The organism is Streptomyces pactum (assembly GCF_016031615.1).
Classification (GTDB): domain Bacteria; phylum Actinomycetota; class Actinomycetes; order Streptomycetales; family Streptomycetaceae; genus Streptomyces; species Streptomyces pactus.
In genome coordinates this window covers 1915129-1933016 of record NZ_JACYXC010000001.1, presented here as the reverse complement: position 1 = coordinate 1933016, position 17888 = coordinate 1915129, and the positions used below count along the sequence as shown (strand labels likewise).

The following is a 17888-nucleotide window of genomic DNA, read 5'->3' as shown; positions in this document are numbered from 1 at the left end:
GTGCGGGGCGGTCTCCGCGCCGGCCGCTCCGGTGGGGTGTCCGGTGGTCATGTTCCTCCACCCGTGGGGGGTACGGGGTCCGTCGCGCCCGGCCCCGGCGGCGGTCCGGCGTCCGGGCCGGCCGGCGAGGTGAGCGCGAGCGAACGGGTGAACAGGTCCGCCAGCGCGGCGCCGCCCGCGTCGTCCAGCAGCGCCCGGGACCAGCGCAGCGCCACGTGGAGCCGGCCGGCGGTGGACGCGCAGGTGAGGGCGAGCCCGCGCGGCATGCGGGCGGGGGCCGAGAACCACACCGCGGTGGCCCGGCCCGCGTCCGCGAAGTCCAGGGGGAAGGCGATCCGGCCGAGGTTGCTCAGCAGCGTGGTCGAGGTCCACGGTCCGGCCGCCCGCCGGACCGCCCGGGCCAGTACCGCGCGCGCCCCCACCGGCAGCACCGGAGCGGTGAGCACGGTGCCGGCGGCCCGCATGGGGGCGGCCGGGGTGGCCTTGAGCACCCGGGTCAGCGCGGCGGTGCGGTGCACCAGACGGGCCACCGCCGCCGGGTCCGGGCGGTCGGCCGCCGGGCCCGGCTCCGTCCGCTCCAGCTCGGCGAAGTCCACGTCCACCAGCCGGGTGCCGTTGCCGATGGCCATCCGGGCGGCACGCGTCCGGTCGTCGACCGGCATGGTCACCCGGACCGGGGCCGGCGGACGGCCGTGCCGCAGGTTCCAGCGGGCGGCGGTCAGCCGGACCGCCACCAGCAGCTGGTCGTTGACGGTGGGCCGGGCCGAACCGTCCGCCGGGCGGGGCCACCGCGCCGGGACCGGCAGGTCCAGCAGCACCATGCCGTTGCCCCCCGCGCCCGGCGTCCGGGTGTCGGGCGCGAAGCGGGCCGACGGGGTGAGGGCGTCCCGGAGGCCGGCCAGGGCGCCGGGTGCCGGCCGGGCCGGGGCGGCCGGGCCGCCGCCCGCCGCGCGGACCGGCGGCGGCGCCGCGGGGTTGTCCGCACCGCCGTACAGGGTGGCGGTGGTGGCCAGGACGCGCATGCAGGACTGGGCGTCCAGTGCCGTGTGATGGGCCGTCAGCACCAGGACACAGCCCGGCTCTCCGGGGGTGACCACCCGCTCCAGCCGGACCGGTGGAGCCGCGTCCAGCGGTGGGCACCGGGCCAGCGAGCGTGCCCGCGCCCGGGCGAGCGCGTCCGCGGCCGGGGCCGGGAAGGCCACCGGGTCCAGGTCCGGTCCGTCGGCCAGCTCCCACTCGTACCTCCGCCGCCACCAGGTGCCGGGCGCCTGCCGCACCAGGGTCCGGGGGTGGGCGCGCAGCGCCGCGTGGAAGGCGTCCCGCAGCCGCTCGGGGTCCGGCTGCCCGGGCAGGTGCACCTCGACGTGGACGGTCTCCGGTTCGTCGTCCCGGAGGAAGTGCCGCGAGATCTCGTCGATGGTCGGGAACGGCACCCGCGCAGGCCTCTTCCCGGCGCGGCCCGTCCCGGCCGGGCGGGCCGTGTCCGTCGCCCCGGAGCCCGAGCCGGCCGCGGGGCCGGGAGCTGTCGTGGGACCCGGCCCGGCCGCGCGGCCCGGGCCCGCGCCGGGGCTGGTCCCCGCTCCGGGGTCCGCGCCGGCACCGGGCCCCGGCGCGGCCTGGCAGTTCGAGTCTGCCCCGGAGCCGAAGCCGTCTCCGCTGCTCGACCCGTTCCCGGGGCCCACGTCCGTCCCGGGACCCGACCCGCCCGCGTCGTCGGTATCCACGCGGAGGTCCGAGCCGGTCCCGGCGCCCGGACGCGTACCGAGCCCCGAGCCCGCCCCGGGTCCCGAGCCGATGCCGGGGCCCGGGCGCGCCCCGGGGCCCGGTCCCGACCCGGTGACCGGGGTCGGGACCGGGCCGCCGGGGCGGCCGTCGCCGGAGGTGCTCATCGGCCGGGTTCCCCGCCGGTGCCGGTGCCGGTGCCGGGCCGCGGCCCGCCGGCGGGCGGTTCGTCGCCGATGGAGGGTCCGCCCTCCGGCCGCGCGGGCGCGCCGGGCGCCGCGGGTGCGGCCGGCCCGCCGGACGGCGCCGTCCCGGCCGGGGCCTGTGCCCCGGCGGTGCCGGACCGCGCCCCGGCGTCGCCGTCACCGCCGTCGCCGGCACGGCCACCGGTCACCGGCGTGCCGCCTCCCGGCCGCCCGCCGTCACCCGGCTCCCCGCCGGCCGCGGGCCGCGCACCGGACGAGGGCACCTCGCCGTCACCGGCACCCGGCTCCCCGCGGTACGAAGGGTCCCCGCCGTACGGAGGCTGCCCGCCCGCCGCGGACTCCCCGCCGTACGGCGGACCCGCGTGCCGGCCGGCACGGACCGGCACCGTGACCACCGCGGCGGTGAGCGCGACCAGCGCCAGGAGCTGCGCCCAGCCGCTGAAGGCACCCTCCTCCGCGCGCACCGGCTCGCCCGCGTCGACCGCGGCGACGACGCCCGCGGCGGCCATGGCGACCAGCGCGATCGCGGCGGGCCAGGCCGGCCGCCACCAGGCGATCGCGGCGAGCACCGGCACCGCCAGCGCCACCGGACCGGCGACCGCGACCAGCACCACGGTGAGCGCCACCGTGCCCAGCACCCGGCCCGGCGCCGGCGGCACCGCCGCGGTCCCGGCGAGGTCCGGGGTGCCCGCCCTGCGGCGGACCAGGGCCAGGCCGAGCAGCAGCGCCACGCCGGCCGCCCCGCCGAACAGCCCGGCGTGGTACCAGGTGGACGGCTCGTAGCTGAGGTGGACGGTGCCGCTCGCCCCGGCCGGCACCAGGAAGCCCTGCTGCCAGCCGTCGAGCCGGACCGGGGTCAGCTCCCGGCCGTCCAGCGTGGCCCGCCAGCCCTCGTTGTGGTTCTGGTACGTCTGGAGGTAGACCGCCTTGCCCGGGCCGACCTCCACCGTGCGGTCGTCGCCGGACCAGTCGGTGGCCCGCACCGTCCGGTCCGCGGCGGCCGGCGCCGGCACGGTGCCCCGGCGCAGGGTGACCTCGGTCAGCGCCAGCGGCCCGGCGTCCCCGGCCTCCACCCGGTGCCGGCCCGCGCCCAGCGCGACCTCGCCGTCCGCGGCGTCACCCGCGCACAGCTTCACCGTCACCGGCCGGCGCTCGGTCAGGTCGCGCACCAGGCCGGACGCCCGGGTGGCGTGCAGGGTGCCGTCCACCGCCAGCGGCGGGCCCTCGCCGCACGGCAGCGAGAAGCGGACGCGGGGGTCGGCGGGCTTGCCGCGCAGCGCGTCCAGCGCCGGGATGTACACCTCGCTGAGGCCCACCGGCAGCTGGAGGTCCTGGCCGGCCAGCGGGTTGTGCAGGGTCAGCGGCGCCGTCCTGGAGATGGTGATGTCCATCCGGTCGGTGGTGATCGGCTCGAACCGGGCCTGGCCGTTCTGATCGACCCCGGCGGTGGTGGAGCCGTGCGGCGAGCTGATGAACACCTGCTCGGGGCGGGTGGAGACACCGCCCGCCGCGGCGAACACGATCTCGTCCACCGCGGTCTTCTTCGGCCAGCTCAGCCGGAGCACCGGGCGGTCCCCGGCGATCCACGCGGTGGTCAGGTCGCCGTCCAGCAGGTTGCGGGGGCTCAGCCCGGTGCCGGCCCGGCTGGTGGAGTCGGCGCTCACCGTGACCCCCGACCGCTGACCGGGCGCCACCTTGTCCAGCAGGGCGTCCAGTTCCGGTCCGGGCACCGCCAGCGCCCGCGCGGTGACGGCGTAGTCGGCCGCCGCACCGGTGTGGAACTGGCGGTGCAGCCCCACCTCCGCCGCGGCCGGCGACAGCCCGCCCGGGTCACTGCCGCGGTGCAGCGAGTACACCGCGGCCGGCGCGTCCACGCTCTCCGCGTCGGCGGGCAGCGCCAGCAGCCGGGTGACCTGCACCCCGGGGATCGACACCTCGGAGAACCCGGCGCCGGAGATGCCCGGCCGCGGCTTCTGCGCGTCCGTGATGGTGATCTTCAGCCACTTCGCGGGCCCGGCCGGCGCGCGCACCGTCTGCGGGGTGCCGTTGGGCTGCAACGGGCTCTCCACGGCGGCCCGGTCGGTCTCCACCCGCACCGCGGTGGGTGCCCCGCGCAGGCCGTCACCGGCCAGCGGCGTCAGCGACAGCGACTCCGGCAGGGTGACCGGCTTGTCGAAGGCGATCCGCAGCCACTGCCCGGCCGGCTCGCCCGCGCTGCCCTCCGCCCAGGCGGTGCCCGGGTTGCCGTCGAACGCGTTCACCGGGTCGTACTGCGGCAGGTGGAAAAGCCAGCTGCCGCTGCTGGAGGCGGTCACCTCCGAGGCGCCGCGCAGCACCGCGGTCGTCTGGTGCCGGACGCCCTCCACCGGCAGGATCTGCTTCGGCTTCTCGCCGGGGTTCTGCAGGCTGTCCGGGTGGTTCCGCTCCCCGGCGGTGTAGGTGTACGAGGTGTTGGCGTTCACCAGGCCGAAGCGGGTGTCGGTCCGGCGCATGCCGTCGGCGACCGCCAGCAGCGGCGGCCGGGCCAGCCCCGGGTGCGCGTCACCGGTGAGCACCGCCGGGCGGTCGCGCATCGACGGGTCGGCGGAGAGCTGGAGCAGCGCCTCGGGCCCGCCGCTGACCCGCGCGGTGGCGTCCACCGCGCGCGCCCCGACGCGGCCCGGCCGCTCGGTGTCCGCCGGCTCGTAGACCTCCACCGCCTGCAGGCGCGGGTACAGCCCCTGCACCTGGAGCGGGGCGTTGTCGGGAATCCGGCCGGCGGTCAGCAGCGGGCCGAACCCGGCGACCTTGCGGTAGCCGGACGCCTCCAGCGTCCGCTTCACCGTCTGCGGCGGCACGTAGCCCAGCTGGTCGGGGTCGAGGTCGTTGCGGACCACCACGTCGTGCAGACCGGCCCGGCCGAGGAAGTCCCGCAGGCCGGGTACCTCGGAACCGGTCAGCAGCGCCTGCTCCACGGCGTCCAGGGCCCGGCGGGACCCGGGCGTGCCGAACGGCACGAAGTCGCGCTGGGCCCACCGGGACCGGGCGAGCACGTCGAGCGGCTGGTCGACGGGGGAGCCCCAGGTGTACAGCCCGTGCGCGGTGGCCGGGACCACCAGCGCCCGGCTGTCCTCGGCGTTCTCCTCCAGCCAGTCGGCGGCCTGGTCCCAGTGCGAGGGCAGCTTGTCGAAAGCGCCCGGCTGGAGCACCGTGCCGTTGAGGTACGGCAGCGCCAGCCCGGGCAGCACCAGCAGCGCCGCCACCCCGGGCAGCGCCCGGCGGCCCGGTGCCGGCAGCGGCAGCCGGCGGCCCGCCCACGCGGTGACGTGCGCGATGCCGAACGCCAGCGCCAGGGCGAGTCCGGGCTGGAACTTGTAGATGTTGCGGAACGGCCGCAGCCAGCCGTCCAGCCACTCCTGCACGGTGCCGTGGAACGGGCCGCCCAGCGCGCCGCCGTAGCCGGCCAGCGTGACCGTGACCACGCTCAGCACCACCAGCAGCAGCCAGCGGCGCTCCGGCAGGTCCCGGCGGGCCAGCCCGGCCAGGCCCAGCGCCGCGGCGGCGGCCGAACCCAGCACCGCGAGGGTGTAGGTGGCGGCGGTCCAGCCGCCGGGCAGCCACGCCTCACCGAAGTTGAGGTACCCCACCCAGTTGCCGGTGCCGCGCAGCAGCTCGGTGGCCGACATGGTGGCGGTGGTGGTGTCCGCCTGCTCCACGTACGGCATGAAGTCCTCGCCGTACACGCCGAGCAGCAGCAGCGGCACCGTCCACCAGGCGGTGGCCAGCACCACGCCCGGCAGCCACCAGCACAGCAGCTGCCGCCGCCGCTTCCCGGCCGGCCGGGAGAGCAGGTACAGGCCCACCGGCAGCAGCGAGGCGAGCGTGGAGGCCGCGTTCACCCCGCCCATGAAGGGGATGAGCAGCGCCGAGCGGGCGGCCGCCACCCGGGCGCTCACCGCCGGGTCGGTCAGCGGCAGGATCACCCACGGCAGCAACGCGCCGGGCAGTGCCGCCGCGGAGGTGGAGCCCACCACCATGGAGAAGGTGGGCCACAGCGCGTACCCGGCGGCGGCCAGCAGCCGGGTGCCGGACGAGCCGACGCCCAGCCGCTCGGCCAGCCGCAGCGCGCCCCAGAACGCGGCGGTCACCACGATCGACAGCCACAGCCGCTCGGCCAGCCACACCGGCACGTGCAGCAGATCGGCGAGCGCGTAGTACGGCAGCATCGGGAAGGCGTAGCCGACGTACTGGTCGGTGATGCCGCCGAACCCGGCCCGGTCGTGCCACAGGTCGCCCAGGTCGCCGAGGAAGCGGAGCGGGTCGAGCGCCACCGGCAGCTTGGTGTCGAAGGTCATCTTCCCCGGCGACCTGGCGAGGAACGCCACCAGCGCCAGCGCCCAGAAGCCGAACAGCCAGCGCCGCGACCGGGGCGGGCCGGCCCCGGGCGGCGCGGCGGCCGGCACCGCGCCGGGCGCGGGCGGGGAGGGGGGACGGGAAGGGAGCACCTGGGTCATGACGACGACCGCCTCAGGATCAGCAGGAGGTTCCACGTGGCGAATTCGCGCAGCCCCGGGATCCGGGTGACCGCTCCGGCGAGGAACGGCCAGTACCGGGAGCGCGCGCGGACCACGGTCACGTCGGAGCGTCCGCGCACGTGCCGCAGCGTGGGCCCGATGTGGAGGGGAAAGAGGTTCACCCCGACGGTGTGCTTGGCAGCACGGCCGGTGCGCCGCCGGTAGCGCTCCCGCGCCCGGCCCGCACCCAGGTAGTGCCAAGGTGCCGTCTCGTGGCCGCCCCAGGGGGAGAGCCAGTTGGTGAAGGAGACGTAGATCAAGCCGCCGGGACGGGTGACCCGCACCATCTCGCTGAGGAAGGTGTACGGGTCCGCCACGTGCTCCAGCACGTTGGAGGAGAAGCAGACGTCCGCGACCCCGTCGGCCAGCGGCAGCAGGTAGCCGTCCGCGAGCACCGCGCCGCTCGGCGTGCGGCCGTGCGCCAGCAGCTCCCGCGGGTCGGGCTCGAAGAGGTAGGCCTGCGCGCCGCGCCGCCGGAACTCCTCGGTGAAGTGGCCGCTGCCGCCGCCGACGTCCACCACCACCCGGTCGCGCAGCGGCACGTACCGCTCCACCTGCCGCACGGCGTCCCGCGCCAGCAGGGAGTAGACGTGCTCGGGGTCGGACTGCTCGCGCAGGAAGGCGCGGAAGAGCGCGGCCGAGCGCCGGAAGGAGGGGTCGCGCAGCACCGGATCCGGCGCCCCGGGCCGCGGTGTGCCGGCGCCCGGTACGGCGGTGTCCGGTACGGCGGCGTTCGGCGCGGTGGTGTCCCGGCCTCCGGCACCCGGTACGGCGGTGTCCGGTGTCCCGGGCTCCGGCTCGGCTCCGGCCGGTGTCCCCGGCTCCGGCTCCGTGGTGCCGGGTGTGGCGGCGGCCGGTGCGGCCTCCGGTGTCCCGGCCTCCGGTGCCGTGGTGCCCGGTACGACGGGGGCCGGCGCCCCGGGGGTCGGGACGCCGGTGCCGGGTGCGGCCCGGTCGGGTGTCGTCTCGTCGCGCATCGCCCGGCTCACCGCCGCCGCGCCGAGGTCAGGTACGCCTCGGCCGCCACGTCCCGGAAGGCGCGGACGGTGCCGCTCCAGCGGAACCGCTCGGCGCGCAGCCGGGCCGCGTCGCCCAGCGCCGCCCGGCGCTCCGGGCTGAGCGCCAGCGCGCACCAGGCCGCGGCGAACGAACTCTCCCCGGGTGCCAGCACACCGGTCCGGCCGTCCTCCACCGAGTCGCGCAGCCCGGGGATGTCGAAGCCGACCGCCGGGGTGCCCCGGACCGCGGCCTCCATCACCACCAGGCCCCACCCCTCGACCAGCGAGGGGTGCAGCAGCAGCCAGGACGCGCACAGCAGGCGGTGCTTCTCCGCCTCGGACACGTGCCCGGCGAAGGTCACCCCGGGTCCCGCCATCGCCTCCAGCCGGGCCCGCTCCGGGCCGTCGCCGACGATCACCAGCCGGCCGCCGGTGACCGGCCGGACCCGTTCCCACAGCCGCAGCAGCAGGTCGATCCGCTTGTACTCGACGAGCCGGCCCATCGCGACGAAGAGCGGCTCGGGGGACTTGGGCAGCAGCGGCCCGGGCTCCTCCACGCCGTTGTGCACGACCCGGATGCGGTCCCGCGGCACACCCAGCGCACGCAGCGCGGCGGCGGTGGATTCGGAGACCGCGACCATCAGGTTCTCCCGGTGGGGGCCGGTCAGCGCCCAGTGCTCCAGCCGCCGGCCGATCCGGGCGGCGGGCGCCGGCAGCCGCATCCCCCACAGGTCGGTGTGCACGTGGTTGACAAGGCACAGGGTGGGCCCGCGGTGCCACAGCGGGGCCAGGTACGGCATGCCGTTGCTGACCTCCACCAGCAGGTCGCACTCCCCGACGCGGCGGGCGAGCGTGCGCCGCGCCCGCAGGTAGTGCGCCGCGTCGCCGCCGGCCGACACCACCCGGTAGCCGCGCCGGGCCGCCGGGCCCCCGCACACCAGGGTGACCTCGTGGCCGTGCGCGGTCAGCCCCTCGGCGATCCGGTCGATCAGCAGCTCGGAGCCGCCGGCCGCCGGGTTGGCCAGGTCCCGCCGGGCCAGGAAGACGACACGGCGGGGCACCGCCGGCGCCGCGCGGTGGGTGGCCGCGGGGTCCTGCGGAGGGCGGCGCGGCGGGGACGGCGCCATGGGCGAAGAGGCTTTCACGTGCTGGGACATGAGTGCTCCAACTCGTCTCAGGGACGGAGACTCTCGTCTCAGGGACGGAGACTGGGGGGAGCGGACCGGGGGAGGGTGCTCGTGAGGAGCCCCAGTTTTCGCCGTCCTGTCCGCATCCGGCTACTCACCGGGATGACAATTTCCGGATGCGAAGAGGACACCGCTTCGTCACCCCGCTCAGTGCCGGGCGCCGCGCACCCGGCCGCGTACCAGCAGCCAGACACCGGCCGCGGTGAGAACACCGCCGGTCACCGCCGCCGCGATCGGCGCGGTGCGGCCCACCAGCTCCAGCCGGTCGTTGTCATCCCTGGCCAGCGCCACCTGCGACCGCTGGGTGGCCGGGGTGAACTCCAGGCCCTTGCCGTGCAGCAGGACGACCTTGTCGCCGCCCTTCCCGCCGGGCGCGCGCAGCGCCAGCCGGGGGGAGACGCTCGCGTGGATGATGCGGCCGGTGCGCCGGTCGGCGACGAGTTCGATACGTCCGTTGGAGTACCACTCCTCGGCGTGCACCTGGCCCTGGGCGGCCCCGACCAGCCGGCCGGGCACCTGCCGGGATCCGATCTCGGTCGGCGGCACGCTGCCGGTGAACCGGTAGCCGCGGTAGCCCTGGATCTCCGTGGTACCGGCGAACCGGAGCGGCACCGAGCCCTTGAGCGTGCTGTCCCACCAGCGGTAGGACCGCTTCTCCACGTCGAAGGGGAACTTCAGGTACGCCTCGCCCTGGAACGGGCGGGGCGCCTCGCCGCAGCAGTGCACGGGCGCGTTGGTGCGCCGGTCGGTGACCCACCGCTCGGTGGTCCACTGCAGCGATTTGCGCGGGTCCTTCAGCGGCAGGCTGCGCGGCGTGTCAATGGTGGTGGACACGTCCCACACCGCCGTGTCGCGGTCGCTGTCGCCCACGTCACCCAGCACATGGCGGGTGATGGTCAGCCGCTGGTCCTGCCGGACCTCCACGGCCTCGGTGTCGAAGTAGCTGCCCGGGCCGGTGAAGACCGTGGTCACGTCGGTGTCGATCGGGGTCCGTTTGGCCCGTGGCTCGACGTACCAGGCGAGCATGGGGGCCAGGACCAGGAGGAATATGCCGAAACCGAAGGTGATCAGGGCAAGGGGGGATACAGAGCGGCGCATGGCGTGCACTCCGTCTCATGGGGAAGGGGTCAGCGGTGATCGCGGCGGAGGCCGACGGAACCTACTGACGAGTTCTCTGTTGAGCCGGGACCGTAGGCAAAGGCTTGACTTTGTGTCAATGCTCCCCGCATGCTGGCCGTCAATCCGGACCGGGCCGGTGCGCTGCCACATGTGGAAGGGGCCAGACGCGCCATGCCCAGGTTTCTCCTCGCCGCCGTGACCGCCGTGGTCGCCGCGGCGCTCGCCGTAGGAGCCGCGATCGGAATCGTGGCGATCCTCAACGACACCCCCGAGCAGCCGAACGTCCCGCTGGTCACGTTCCCCAGCGGGACGGCCCGACCGGACGCCGACCGGGAGGCCGGTCCCGGTGCCGACCGGGAGGCGGGTGCCGAGGACGCACCGGACGCCACCGGCCGGACCCCGGCCGGCACGCCCGGCTCCGGCACCCCCACCGGTTCCGGCGCGGACACCGGCACCGACCGCGGCACGGACGCCGACCGTGGCGCGGGCACCGACTCCGGCGCGGACACCGAGGCCGGCCGGGAGCCGGCCGGGGCCGCGCCGGCGGAGCGCTAGCGGTGTCCCCGCCGGGCTCGGAGTGGGCACGGGTGCCGCCGGAGCAGAAGCGGATGTTCGCCGACCGGTTCGTGGCCGGCATCCCCTCGCTCGCCCACGACATCCTCCGGGCGATCCAGCACGAGTACCCCCGGCTCTCCAGCAACCCGGTCGAGCGCGGCGAGCCGATGGCCCTGACCGCCATCCGGGGCGCGCTGGAGCACTTCGTCCAGCAGGTCACCTCCGAGACCGGCCACGACCGCGCCCACCCCAGCGTCTTCCAGGAGCTGGGCCGGGGACAGCTGCAGTACGGCCGCAGCCTGGACTCTCTCCAGGGCATGTACCGGCTGGGCGTGCGCCTGGCCTGGCGGCGGATGGCCGAGATCGGCCAGATGATCGAGATCCCGGCACCCGCCATGTACGAACTGGCCGAGACCGGCTTCGAGTACCTCGACGGCCTGGTCGCCGAGTCCATGCTCGGCTACGCGGAGGCCGCCGCCCGCGAGGCCGGGGAGCGGCTCCGGCTCCAGCGCCGGCTGCTGGAGGTCCTGCTCGACGAGACCGCGCGGCCGGACTCCGCCGACGCCGTCGCGGAACGGGCCGCCCGGATCGGCTGGCCGCTGCCGGAGCGGGTGGCGGTGGCCGTGCTGCTGCGCCCGGCCCGTGACGCGCTCGCCCCGCCGGTCGGCCAGGACGTGCTGCTCGACATGGAGCGGGAACGGCCCCGGATGGTGGTGCCCGACCCCGAGGCACCCGGCCGCGCGGAACTGCTGCGCCGCACCACCGCGGGGTGGACCGGCGCCCTCGGCCCCTCGGTACCGCTCGCCGAGGCGGCCGCCTCGCTGCGCTGGGCCACCGTCGCGGTGGGGCTGATGGAACGCGGACTGCTGCCCGCCGGGCAGGTGCTGGACTGCTCCGAGCACACCGAGGCGCTGGTGCTGCTCCCGCCGGGCGAACTCATCGACGCCCTCGCCCGGCGGGTGCTGGCCCCGCTCGCCGCCTGCGCCCCCGCCCACGGCCGGCGCCTGGCGGAGACGCTGCTGGTCTGGCTGGAGACCCGGGCCGGCGCCCCCGAGGTGGCGGCGCGGCTGGGCGTCCACCCGCAGACGGTCCGCTACCGGCTGCGGCAGATCCGCGAACTGTGGGGCGAGGAGCTGTCCGACCCGACCACCCGCTTCGAGCTGGAACTGGTGCTGCGCGCCCGGCGGTTGCGCGGCGGCTTCGGCGCCGGGTGCGCCGGCGGCCCGGAGGACCCGGACCGCGCCGAGGAGCCGCGCGCCCGGTGAACCGGGCTCCGTGAACCGACCGGGGATCCGTCAACCGGGCCGGGCTCCGCGAAACGGGCCGGGGCTCCGGCATCCGCCTCCGGCGCCCCGGCCCGGCCCTTCCCGCGTCCCGGGCCCCGGCATGCCCCGGCCGCTGCCGTGACCCCGGCAGGGCCCCGCGCCTCCGGGCACGCGTGCGGACGGGTGGGGCCGCACCCGCCCGGGCGGGGCTGACGCGTGGGCGGCCCGCCCGGGTACGGGTGACGGGCGGCCGGCGGCCGGCGGCCGGTGCCGGCCCGGTACGTCCCGTCAGACGCACCACCACAGGAACCAGTCGCAGTCGCTCGGCTCCGGGGCCGGCTCCGCCGGTGGCCGGGAGGTACGGGTCGGTTCCGGGCCGGTGGGCGAGTCGCTCGGCGCGGGCCCGGTCGGGGAGGCGGACGGCGCCGGTGCGGTGTCCCCCGCCGACGGGCCGGATCCGGGCGGGGACGACGGGCGCCCCTGGTGCCCGCCGCCGTCCGGAGTGCCGTTCCGGTCCGTGCCCCGGTCCTCCTTGTCCTTCCCCCGCCCGTTCCGCCGCCGCTCCGCCTCGTCCGCGTCCGGCGCGGCGTCCCGCTCCGGCGTGGCTCCGGGCTCCGCGGCGGGCCCGGACGGTGTTGCCGCCGGGCCGGTCGCGCCGGACCGGGCGGGGGCCGCCGGGGAGGCGGAGGGGCCGGCGCCGGGCCGGGTACCGTCCGCGTCCGGTAGCTCCGGCACGTCCGCGGGGGGCCGGGCGGGTCGCCGGCGGCGTGCCGCCGGCCGCGTCGGCCGCACCGCCGAACACGCCGTCCTCGCCGGTGAGTCCGGCGACGCACACGGCCACGAGGACGGGGCCGAGCACACCGGCGAGGACGGTGATCCGGCGGCTCCGGCGGCGCCTGGCCCGGCGTCCGCGACCCGTGGCGCGCCGCCCCCCGCCGGGTGCCGCACCCGGCGAGCCGGCCGGCCCGGAGCGGGAGGCCCCGGCCGGCCCGGCGACGGCCTCCGGAACCGGGGGCGGCGGGTTCGACGGTAGCCTCCGGCACGTCCGGGGTGCGGGCCCGGCGGCCGTGTCCGGGATCCTGGGCGCGGGGCCGCCGCGGTGCCCGGGACCGGGCGGTGGGCCCGGCCGTGGCCTCGGGGGCCGGCGGGGCGGGCTGGGTGATGAGGTCCTCGGCGGCGGTGCCACATCCCGGGCAGGAGAAGGCTCCGTTGAGATGCCGACGACACGGTGGGCAGTAGTCCATGACGCGGGCAGATTATGTGATGGATCAGGTGTCGCGTGGCGTAGCCGTGTGAGGATCGTGTGCAAGAGGCCACCTCGCGCCCCCCCGTCGCGCCCGCGCGCCCCCCCACCGGCCCGCGCCGCAGCCGGGCCCGCGCGCCGCCGTCCCGGCCCGCCCCGGCCGTCACACGGGAACGGCGCGACGGCGTCCGCCCGTTGACGTCGCCGGCACGACACCGGTCACCCCGCCCGCGGAGCCGGCCGGAGCCCCGGGTGCTGCGCATCCGCCGCCGCGGTGGTGCCCCGGGCGCTACGCACCCGCCGCAGCGGGACCCTCGGGCGGCTCCGCGTCGTCCACCATCCGCCGCAGCAGATCGCGCAGCACGGTCCGTTCCCCGGCCGACAGCGCCGCCAGTGGCCGCCCCGCGAAGTCCAGCGCCTCCCGCAGCCGGGACACGGTCTCCTCGCCGAGCGGGGTCACGGCGGCCAGCTTGACCCGCCGGTCGGCGGGGTCCGGGCGGCGCTCGACGAGCCCCCGGGCCTCCAGACGGTCCACGATGCCGGTCACGTTGGACGGCTCGCACCGCAGCCGGTCGGCGATCCGGCGCATCGGGACCGGCTCCCCGGCCAGCAGTGCCAGCACCCGGGCCTGGGCGCCGGTGAGCGCCTGGCGGGCCGCCGCCTTCTCGTACGCCTGGTGGTAGCGCGCCACCACCGCCCCGATGAGCTCCACCACCTCGGCGGTCACGGGGTCGGATGTCGGTGGTGTCATGCCGCCACCCTAGCCAGCCACCCGGACGCCACACCGCCGGGCATGGGCCGTGACGGCCGGGGGGAGGGTGACCGGTGGGACAGGAGAGATACTTGACATCCTTAACTATCAAGGTGACCCTTGTTTCAGGATGTGAAGCAATAGGAGAGGCACTTCCATGGCACTGCCCGGCACCAGCCGCGAATGGCACCTGATCGCCCGCCCGGAGGGCTGGCCGGACCCCGAGCGGGACTTCGCGCTGCGGGAGGTGGAGATCCCCGAACCGGCCGAGGGCCAGGTCCTGGTGCGCAACCTGCACCTCTCCGTGGACCCCTACATGCGCGGCCGGATGAGTGACGCCAAGTCCTACGTGGAGCCGTACGCGCTGGGCAAGCCGATGCTCGGCGGGGCGGTGGGCACGGTGGTCGCCTCGCGGGCCGAGGGGTTCGCCGAGGGCGACCACGTCCTGCACCACTTCGGCTGGCGCGAGTACGCGGTGTTCGACGCCCGTTCCGCGGTGAAGGTGGACCCCGGGCTGGCTCCGCTGAGCACCTACCTGGGCGTGCTGGGCATGACCGGCCTGACCGCCTACGCCGGGTTGCTGCGGGTCGCCGGGCTCAAGGAGGGCGACACCGTCTTCGTCTCCGGCGCGGCGGGCGCCGTCGGCAGCCAGGTCGGCCAGCTGGCCCGGCTCAAGGGTGCCGCCCGGGTCATCGGCAGCGCCGGCTCCGCCGAGAAGGTCCGGCTGCTCACCGAGGAGTACGGCTTCCACGCCGCCTTCAACTACAAGGACGGCCCGGTGCGCGAGCAGCTCGCCGAGGCTGCCCCGGACGGCATCGACGTCTACTTCGACAACGTGGGCGGCGAGCACCTGGAGGCCGCCATCGCGTCCATCAAGCTCCACGGCCGGATCGCGGTGTGCGGGATGATCTCCCAGTACAACGCCACCGAGCCGTCCCCGGCGCCGCGCAACCTCGCCCAGATCATCGCCAAGCGGTTCCGGATGGAGGGGCTGCTCGTCGGCGACCACTACGACCTCCAGCCGAAGTTCGTCGAGGAGGTCTCCGCCTGGGTCCGCTCCGGCGAGCTGAAGTACCACGAGACCGTCGTGACCGGCATCGAGAACACCGCCGACGCCTTCATGGGCATGCTGCGCGGTGAGAACACCGGGAAGATGCTGGTGACCCTGGAGAACTGAACCGCACCCCGGGCGACCGGGCCCGGGGAAACCGGCCGCGGCCCGGACCCGGGGAACCGGCCCCGGGCCCGCGGGTCGTCCGCCCCGCGGGCCCGGCGGCCGCCGGCCCCCGCCGGTACGCCCGCCCGGTTCCGCACGGCCCGCGGCCACTAGGCTGCGGGCCATGCGTGATCTTGCCGCGGGGTTCGGCTATCTGGTGAAGGGGCAGCGCTGGGTCGCCCGGCACGGGCGGTGGTGGGGGTTCGGGATGCTGCCCGCCCTCATCACCCTGGTCGGGTACGCGGCGGCGCTGGTCGCCCTGGCGCTGTGGACCGACGACCTCATCGCCTGGGCCACCCCCTTCGCCGACGACTGGTCCTCGCCCTGGGTGGGCCTGTTCCGCGGCGGGCTCGCCGTGCTGCTGGTCGGCACCTGCCTGCTGCTCGCGGTCATCACCTTCACCGCGGTCACCCTGCTGGTGGGCCAGCCCTTCTACGAGTCGCTCTCCGAGCAGGTGGACCGCTCGGTGGCCGGCACCGCGCCGGAGTCCGGACTGCCGTTGTGGAAGGAACTGCTGATCTCCGCCCGGGAGAGCCTCGCGGTGGTGCTCCGGGTCGCGCTGTGGGGGGTGCTGGTCTTCGCGCTCGGGTTCCTGCCGTTCGTGGGCCAGACGGTGATCCCGGTCCTCGGCTTCTGCATCTCGGGCTTCTTCCTCGCCGAGGAGCTGACCGCGGTGGCGCTCGCCCGGCGCGGCGTGCCGCTGAAGACCCGGCTGCGGCTGCTGCGCGGCCGCCGCATGCTCACGCTGGGCTTCGGCGTGCCGCTGACCCTGCTCTTCCTCATCCCGTTCGTCGCGGTGGTGCTGATGCCCGGGGCGGTGGCCGGCGCCACCCTGCTGGTGCGTGACCTGACCGGTGAGGACGACGACCCCGAGGACGATGACACGGCCGGTGCCGGATCGGGCGGCGCCACGGGCGGCCCGGCCGCCGCCCCGCCGGGCGGGAGTCCGCCGGCGCCGGGCACCCCGGACGGCAACCCCTCACTCGGCGCGGCCCCGCACGGCCCCGCCTTCCCGCCGCCCGCTCCCTGACCCCGGCGCCGCGCCCGGCGACGTACCGCACCGGCCGCCGCGCGCTCCCGCGCCGCGGCCGGCCCCTGTACCCCGGCGGGCCCGGCCGGCCACTGACCGGGGCGCGCCCTCCCCGACGGGGGCGCGCCGCCCGCGAGCCGGGGGCTCCCGGGCGGGGGTGTGCCACCCGGGAAGGCCACCCGGGCGGGGGTGTGCCGGTGGCCGAGGTTGACTCAGGTGGCGGGCTCCTTCCGGGTGATTTCCCGGTAGGCGAGGTCCGCCAGCACCCGCTGCCCCTCCTTGCTCGGGTGGAACCAGTCCCACTTGCTCAACTCGTCCTCGCTGAACCGGTACTCGTGCACCGCCCCGTCGTACCGGCAGAGCCGGTCGGCGGTGCACACCTCCTTCAGCGTCCGGTTGTACTCGTCCACCCGCACCTCCACCCGGCGGCGGCGCTCGACCGCGTCCGAGTCGGTGGCGTCGGCGTCCTTGAGCATCGACGGGCAGATCCCCAGCTTCCAGATGTGCTTGCGCAGCGGGTCCTTGCGCCCCTCCGACCACAGCCGCTTCAGGTCCGGGATGCTCGCCACGTACACCTGGGTCTTCGGCAGGGCCTTGCGCAGCGATGACAGGGAGGCGGCGAAATCCGACCGGAAGTCCTCCACCGGGGTCATCTCCTCGACCGAGTCGCGACAGGCGTCGTTCGCCCCGATGAGCACCGTGACCAGCTCCGGCTTCCGGGCGATCGCCTGGCGCATCTGGCCGGGGAGGTCGGCCACCACCGCGCCGGTCCTGGCGTAGTTCCAGCTGCGGGCCCGGCCGTCGGCGGGATCGGTGAGCGGCAGCAGCCGCCGGGCCAGGCTGTTCACCTCCTGGCCGGTGGACCAGGACACCTCGGGGCAGTCGGAGAGCACCGAACAGGCGTCGAAACCACGGGTGATGGAGTCGCCGACGGAGGCGATGGAGGCCGGGCGGGTGTCCCAGGGCTGCGCCGGCCGGGCGGGGGGCCGCTTCGCCGCGGCGGGCCCGCTGCCGGCGGCCCGCTCCACCTCGGAGCCGTCGGTGCAGCCGGCCAGCAGCGCCACCGCCGACAGCAGCGCCGCGCCGCCCCGCCAGGCCCCGGTGACCCGGCCGCCACCTGGGGATACGGCCGGGCGGCGGCCCCGTCGAGCGGCCGGCGGGGCGGCCGTCGGGACCGGAATTCCGCGTCGTGGGTGCCGATTCGGTCCCGGCATGGCTGTTCCCCCTCCGACTGATGGGTGATATCTCTCCAGGACCGACGGTACGTCACTCCGGTGTCCGTGCGGCGCGGTAGCTTTTTCCCGTGCTAGTTGGGCTCCGACCCGACGGACGGCGCGCACCGGGAGCGGAGCATCACACCGCGTCACATCCTGTCCCTTTTGTACAGAATTAAGCTCGATGGTGTTTACTTCATGTAACCTCGGAGCTGGTGCAGGAGTGATCATTGGGGCAGAATGTCTCTTGCTGTCCCGGACGCGACCGGTACGGAGACGAGGCCGCTGGGGAAGGCGAACCTCGAACCGCACTGGAGGTCCCGGTGACGACACGTGGAGTTCTGTACGTGCACTCCGCCCCGCGCGCGCTGTGCCCCCATGTCGAATGGGCCATCGCGGGCGTCCTCGGCGTGCGCGTCACCCTCGACTGGATCAAACAGCCCGCCGCTCCGGGCACCTGGCGGGCCGAATTCTCCTGGCAGGGCCAGGTGGGCACGGCGTCCAAGCTCGCCTCCGCGCTGCGCGGCTGGCATCTGCTGCGCTTCGAGGTGACGGCCGAGCCGTGCGCCACCGCCGAGGGCGAGCGCTACAGCGCCACCCCGGACCTCGGCATCTTCCACGCCGTCACCGGGATGCACGGCGACATCCTCATCCCCGAGGACCGGCTGCGCGCCGCCCTGGCGCGGTCCGCCCGCGGTGAGACGGAGCTGGAGGCGGAGGTGGCCAAGCTGCTCGGCAAGCCCTGGGACGACGAGCTGGAGCCGTTCCGCTACGCGGGTGAGGGCGCCCCGGTCCGCTGGCTGCACCAGGTCGTCTGACGGTCCGGCCA

The 17888-nt window shown here is 76.4% G+C and carries 12 protein-coding genes and 1 pseudogene; 5 read left to right on the top strand and 8 right to left on the bottom strand.

The features are described 5' to 3' along the window. Nucleotides 1–47: 47 nt before the first annotated feature. From IHE55_RS07640 to pgfA, 5 genes are all read right to left on the bottom strand, one after another. Nucleotides 48–1433 (bottom strand): condensation protein, encoded by a 1386-nt coding sequence (locus IHE55_RS07640; protein ID WP_307826552.1) that lies wholly within the window; start codon nucleotides 1431–1433, stop codon nucleotides 48–50. A gap of 452 nt (nucleotides 1434–1885) precedes the next feature. Next, nucleotides 1886–6421 carry an alpha-(1->3)-arabinofuranosyltransferase domain-containing protein gene (locus IHE55_RS07635; protein WP_197988332.1) on the bottom strand — a complete coding sequence of 1512 codons (4536 nt, stop codon included), beginning with the start codon at nucleotides 6419–6421 and terminating at the stop codon, nucleotides 1886–1888. Then, a complete protein-coding gene (locus tag IHE55_RS07630) occupies nucleotides 6418–7146 on the bottom strand; it encodes a class I SAM-dependent methyltransferase (protein WP_197991852.1) in 729 nt (242 codons plus the stop codon). Before IHE55_RS07630 ends, IHE55_RS07635 begins: the two co-directional genes overlap by 4 nt. A 320-nt stretch (nucleotides 7147–7466) precedes the next feature. Beyond that, a complete protein-coding gene (locus tag IHE55_RS07625) occupies nucleotides 7467–8636 on the bottom strand; it encodes a glycosyltransferase family 4 protein (RefSeq protein WP_197988331.1) in 1170 nt (389 codons plus the stop codon). Between the two features lie 177 nt (nucleotides 8637–8813). Beyond that, entirely contained in the window at nucleotides 8814–9764 is a 951-nt protein-coding gene (gene pgfA, locus IHE55_RS07620) for a cell envelope lipid trafficking protein PgfA (RefSeq protein ID WP_197988330.1), read from the bottom strand. 192 nt (nucleotides 9765–9956) lie between these two features. Between pgfA and IHE55_RS07615 the strand changes: the two genes are divergently transcribed. Next, nucleotides 9957–10340, top strand: coding sequence for a hypothetical protein (locus tag IHE55_RS07615; protein WP_197992314.1), 384 nt, complete (start codon nucleotides 9957–9959; stop codon nucleotides 10338–10340). Nucleotides 10341–10393: 53 nt separating this feature from the next. Further along, complete coding sequence (locus tag IHE55_RS07610) at nucleotides 10394–11605, top strand: PucR family transcriptional regulator (RefSeq protein ID WP_197991851.1); 1212 nt, start codon at nucleotides 10394–10396, stop codon at nucleotides 11603–11605. A 1001-nt stretch (nucleotides 11606–12606) separates the two neighbouring features. Here IHE55_RS07610 and IHE55_RS33385 read toward each other — a convergent pair. Both IHE55_RS33385 and IHE55_RS07605 read right to left on the bottom strand, forming a co-directional pair. Next, nucleotides 12607–12849: pseudogene (locus IHE55_RS33385) on the bottom strand (SCO2400 family protein); the annotation flags it as partial. A 288-nt stretch (nucleotides 12850–13137) separates the two neighbouring features. Then, on the bottom strand, nucleotides 13138–13599 hold the full coding sequence (locus tag IHE55_RS07605; protein ID WP_197988329.1) for a MarR family winged helix-turn-helix transcriptional regulator: 462 nt from the start codon (nucleotides 13597–13599) through the stop codon (nucleotides 13138–13140). A 157-nt stretch (nucleotides 13600–13756) separates the two neighbouring features. Between IHE55_RS07605 and IHE55_RS07600 the strand changes: the two genes are divergently transcribed. Together IHE55_RS07600 and IHE55_RS07595 are read left to right on the top strand one after the other, a co-directional pair. After that, complete coding sequence (locus IHE55_RS07600; RefSeq protein ID WP_197988328.1) at nucleotides 13757–14776, top strand: NADP-dependent oxidoreductase; 1020 nt, start codon at nucleotides 13757–13759, stop codon at nucleotides 14774–14776. Nucleotides 14777–14939: 163 nt separating this feature from the next. After that, entirely contained in the window at nucleotides 14940–15845 is a 906-nt protein-coding gene (locus tag IHE55_RS07595; protein ID WP_197988327.1) for an EI24 domain-containing protein, read from the top strand. 212 nt (nucleotides 15846–16057) lie between these two features. Here the strand turns inward: IHE55_RS07595 and IHE55_RS07590 are convergent, their stop codons facing one another. Further along, nucleotides 16058–16909: a GDSL-type esterase/lipase family protein gene (locus IHE55_RS07590; RefSeq protein WP_307826551.1), complete on the bottom strand. Its 852-nt coding sequence runs from the start codon at nucleotides 16907–16909 to the stop codon at nucleotides 16058–16060. A gap of 473 nt (nucleotides 16910–17382) precedes the next feature. Between IHE55_RS07590 and IHE55_RS07585 the strand changes: the two genes are divergently transcribed. After that, complete coding sequence (locus IHE55_RS07585) at nucleotides 17383–17877, top strand: DUF3145 domain-containing protein (protein WP_197988325.1); 495 nt, start codon at nucleotides 17383–17385, stop codon at nucleotides 17875–17877. Nucleotides 17878–17888 lie beyond the last annotated feature (11 nt).

What these genes read in the sequence shown, in the direction of transcription:
- IHE55_RS07610 (WP_197991851.1), top strand. Translation starts at nt 10,394, where the DNA reads ATGTTCGCCGACCGGTTCGTGGCCGGCATCCCCTCGCTCGCCCACGAC.
- IHE55_RS07625 (WP_197988331.1), bottom strand. Translation starts at nt 8,636, where the DNA reads ATGTCCCAGCACGTGAAAGCCTCTTCGCCCATGGCGCCGTCCCCGCCG.
- IHE55_RS07635 (WP_197988332.1), bottom strand. Translation starts at nt 6,421, where the DNA reads ATGACCCAGGTGCTCCCTTCCCGTCCCCCCTCCCCGCCCGCGCCCGGC.
- pgfA (WP_197988330.1), bottom strand. Translation starts at nt 9,764, where the DNA reads ATGCGCCGCTCTGTATCCCCCCTTGCCCTGATCACCTTCGGTTTCGGC.
- IHE55_RS07605 (WP_197988329.1), bottom strand. Translation starts at nt 13,599, where the DNA reads ATGACACCACCGACATCCGACCCCGTGACCGCCGAGGTGGTGGAGCTC.
- IHE55_RS07615 (WP_197992314.1), top strand. Translation starts at nt 9,957, where the DNA reads ATGCCCAGGTTTCTCCTCGCCGCCGTGACCGCCGTGGTCGCCGCGGCG.
- IHE55_RS07600 (WP_197988328.1), top strand. Translation starts at nt 13,757, where the DNA reads ATGGCACTGCCCGGCACCAGCCGCGAATGGCACCTGATCGCCCGCCCG.
- IHE55_RS07595 (WP_197988327.1), top strand. Translation starts at nt 14,940, where the DNA reads ATGCGTGATCTTGCCGCGGGGTTCGGCTATCTGGTGAAGGGGCAGCGC.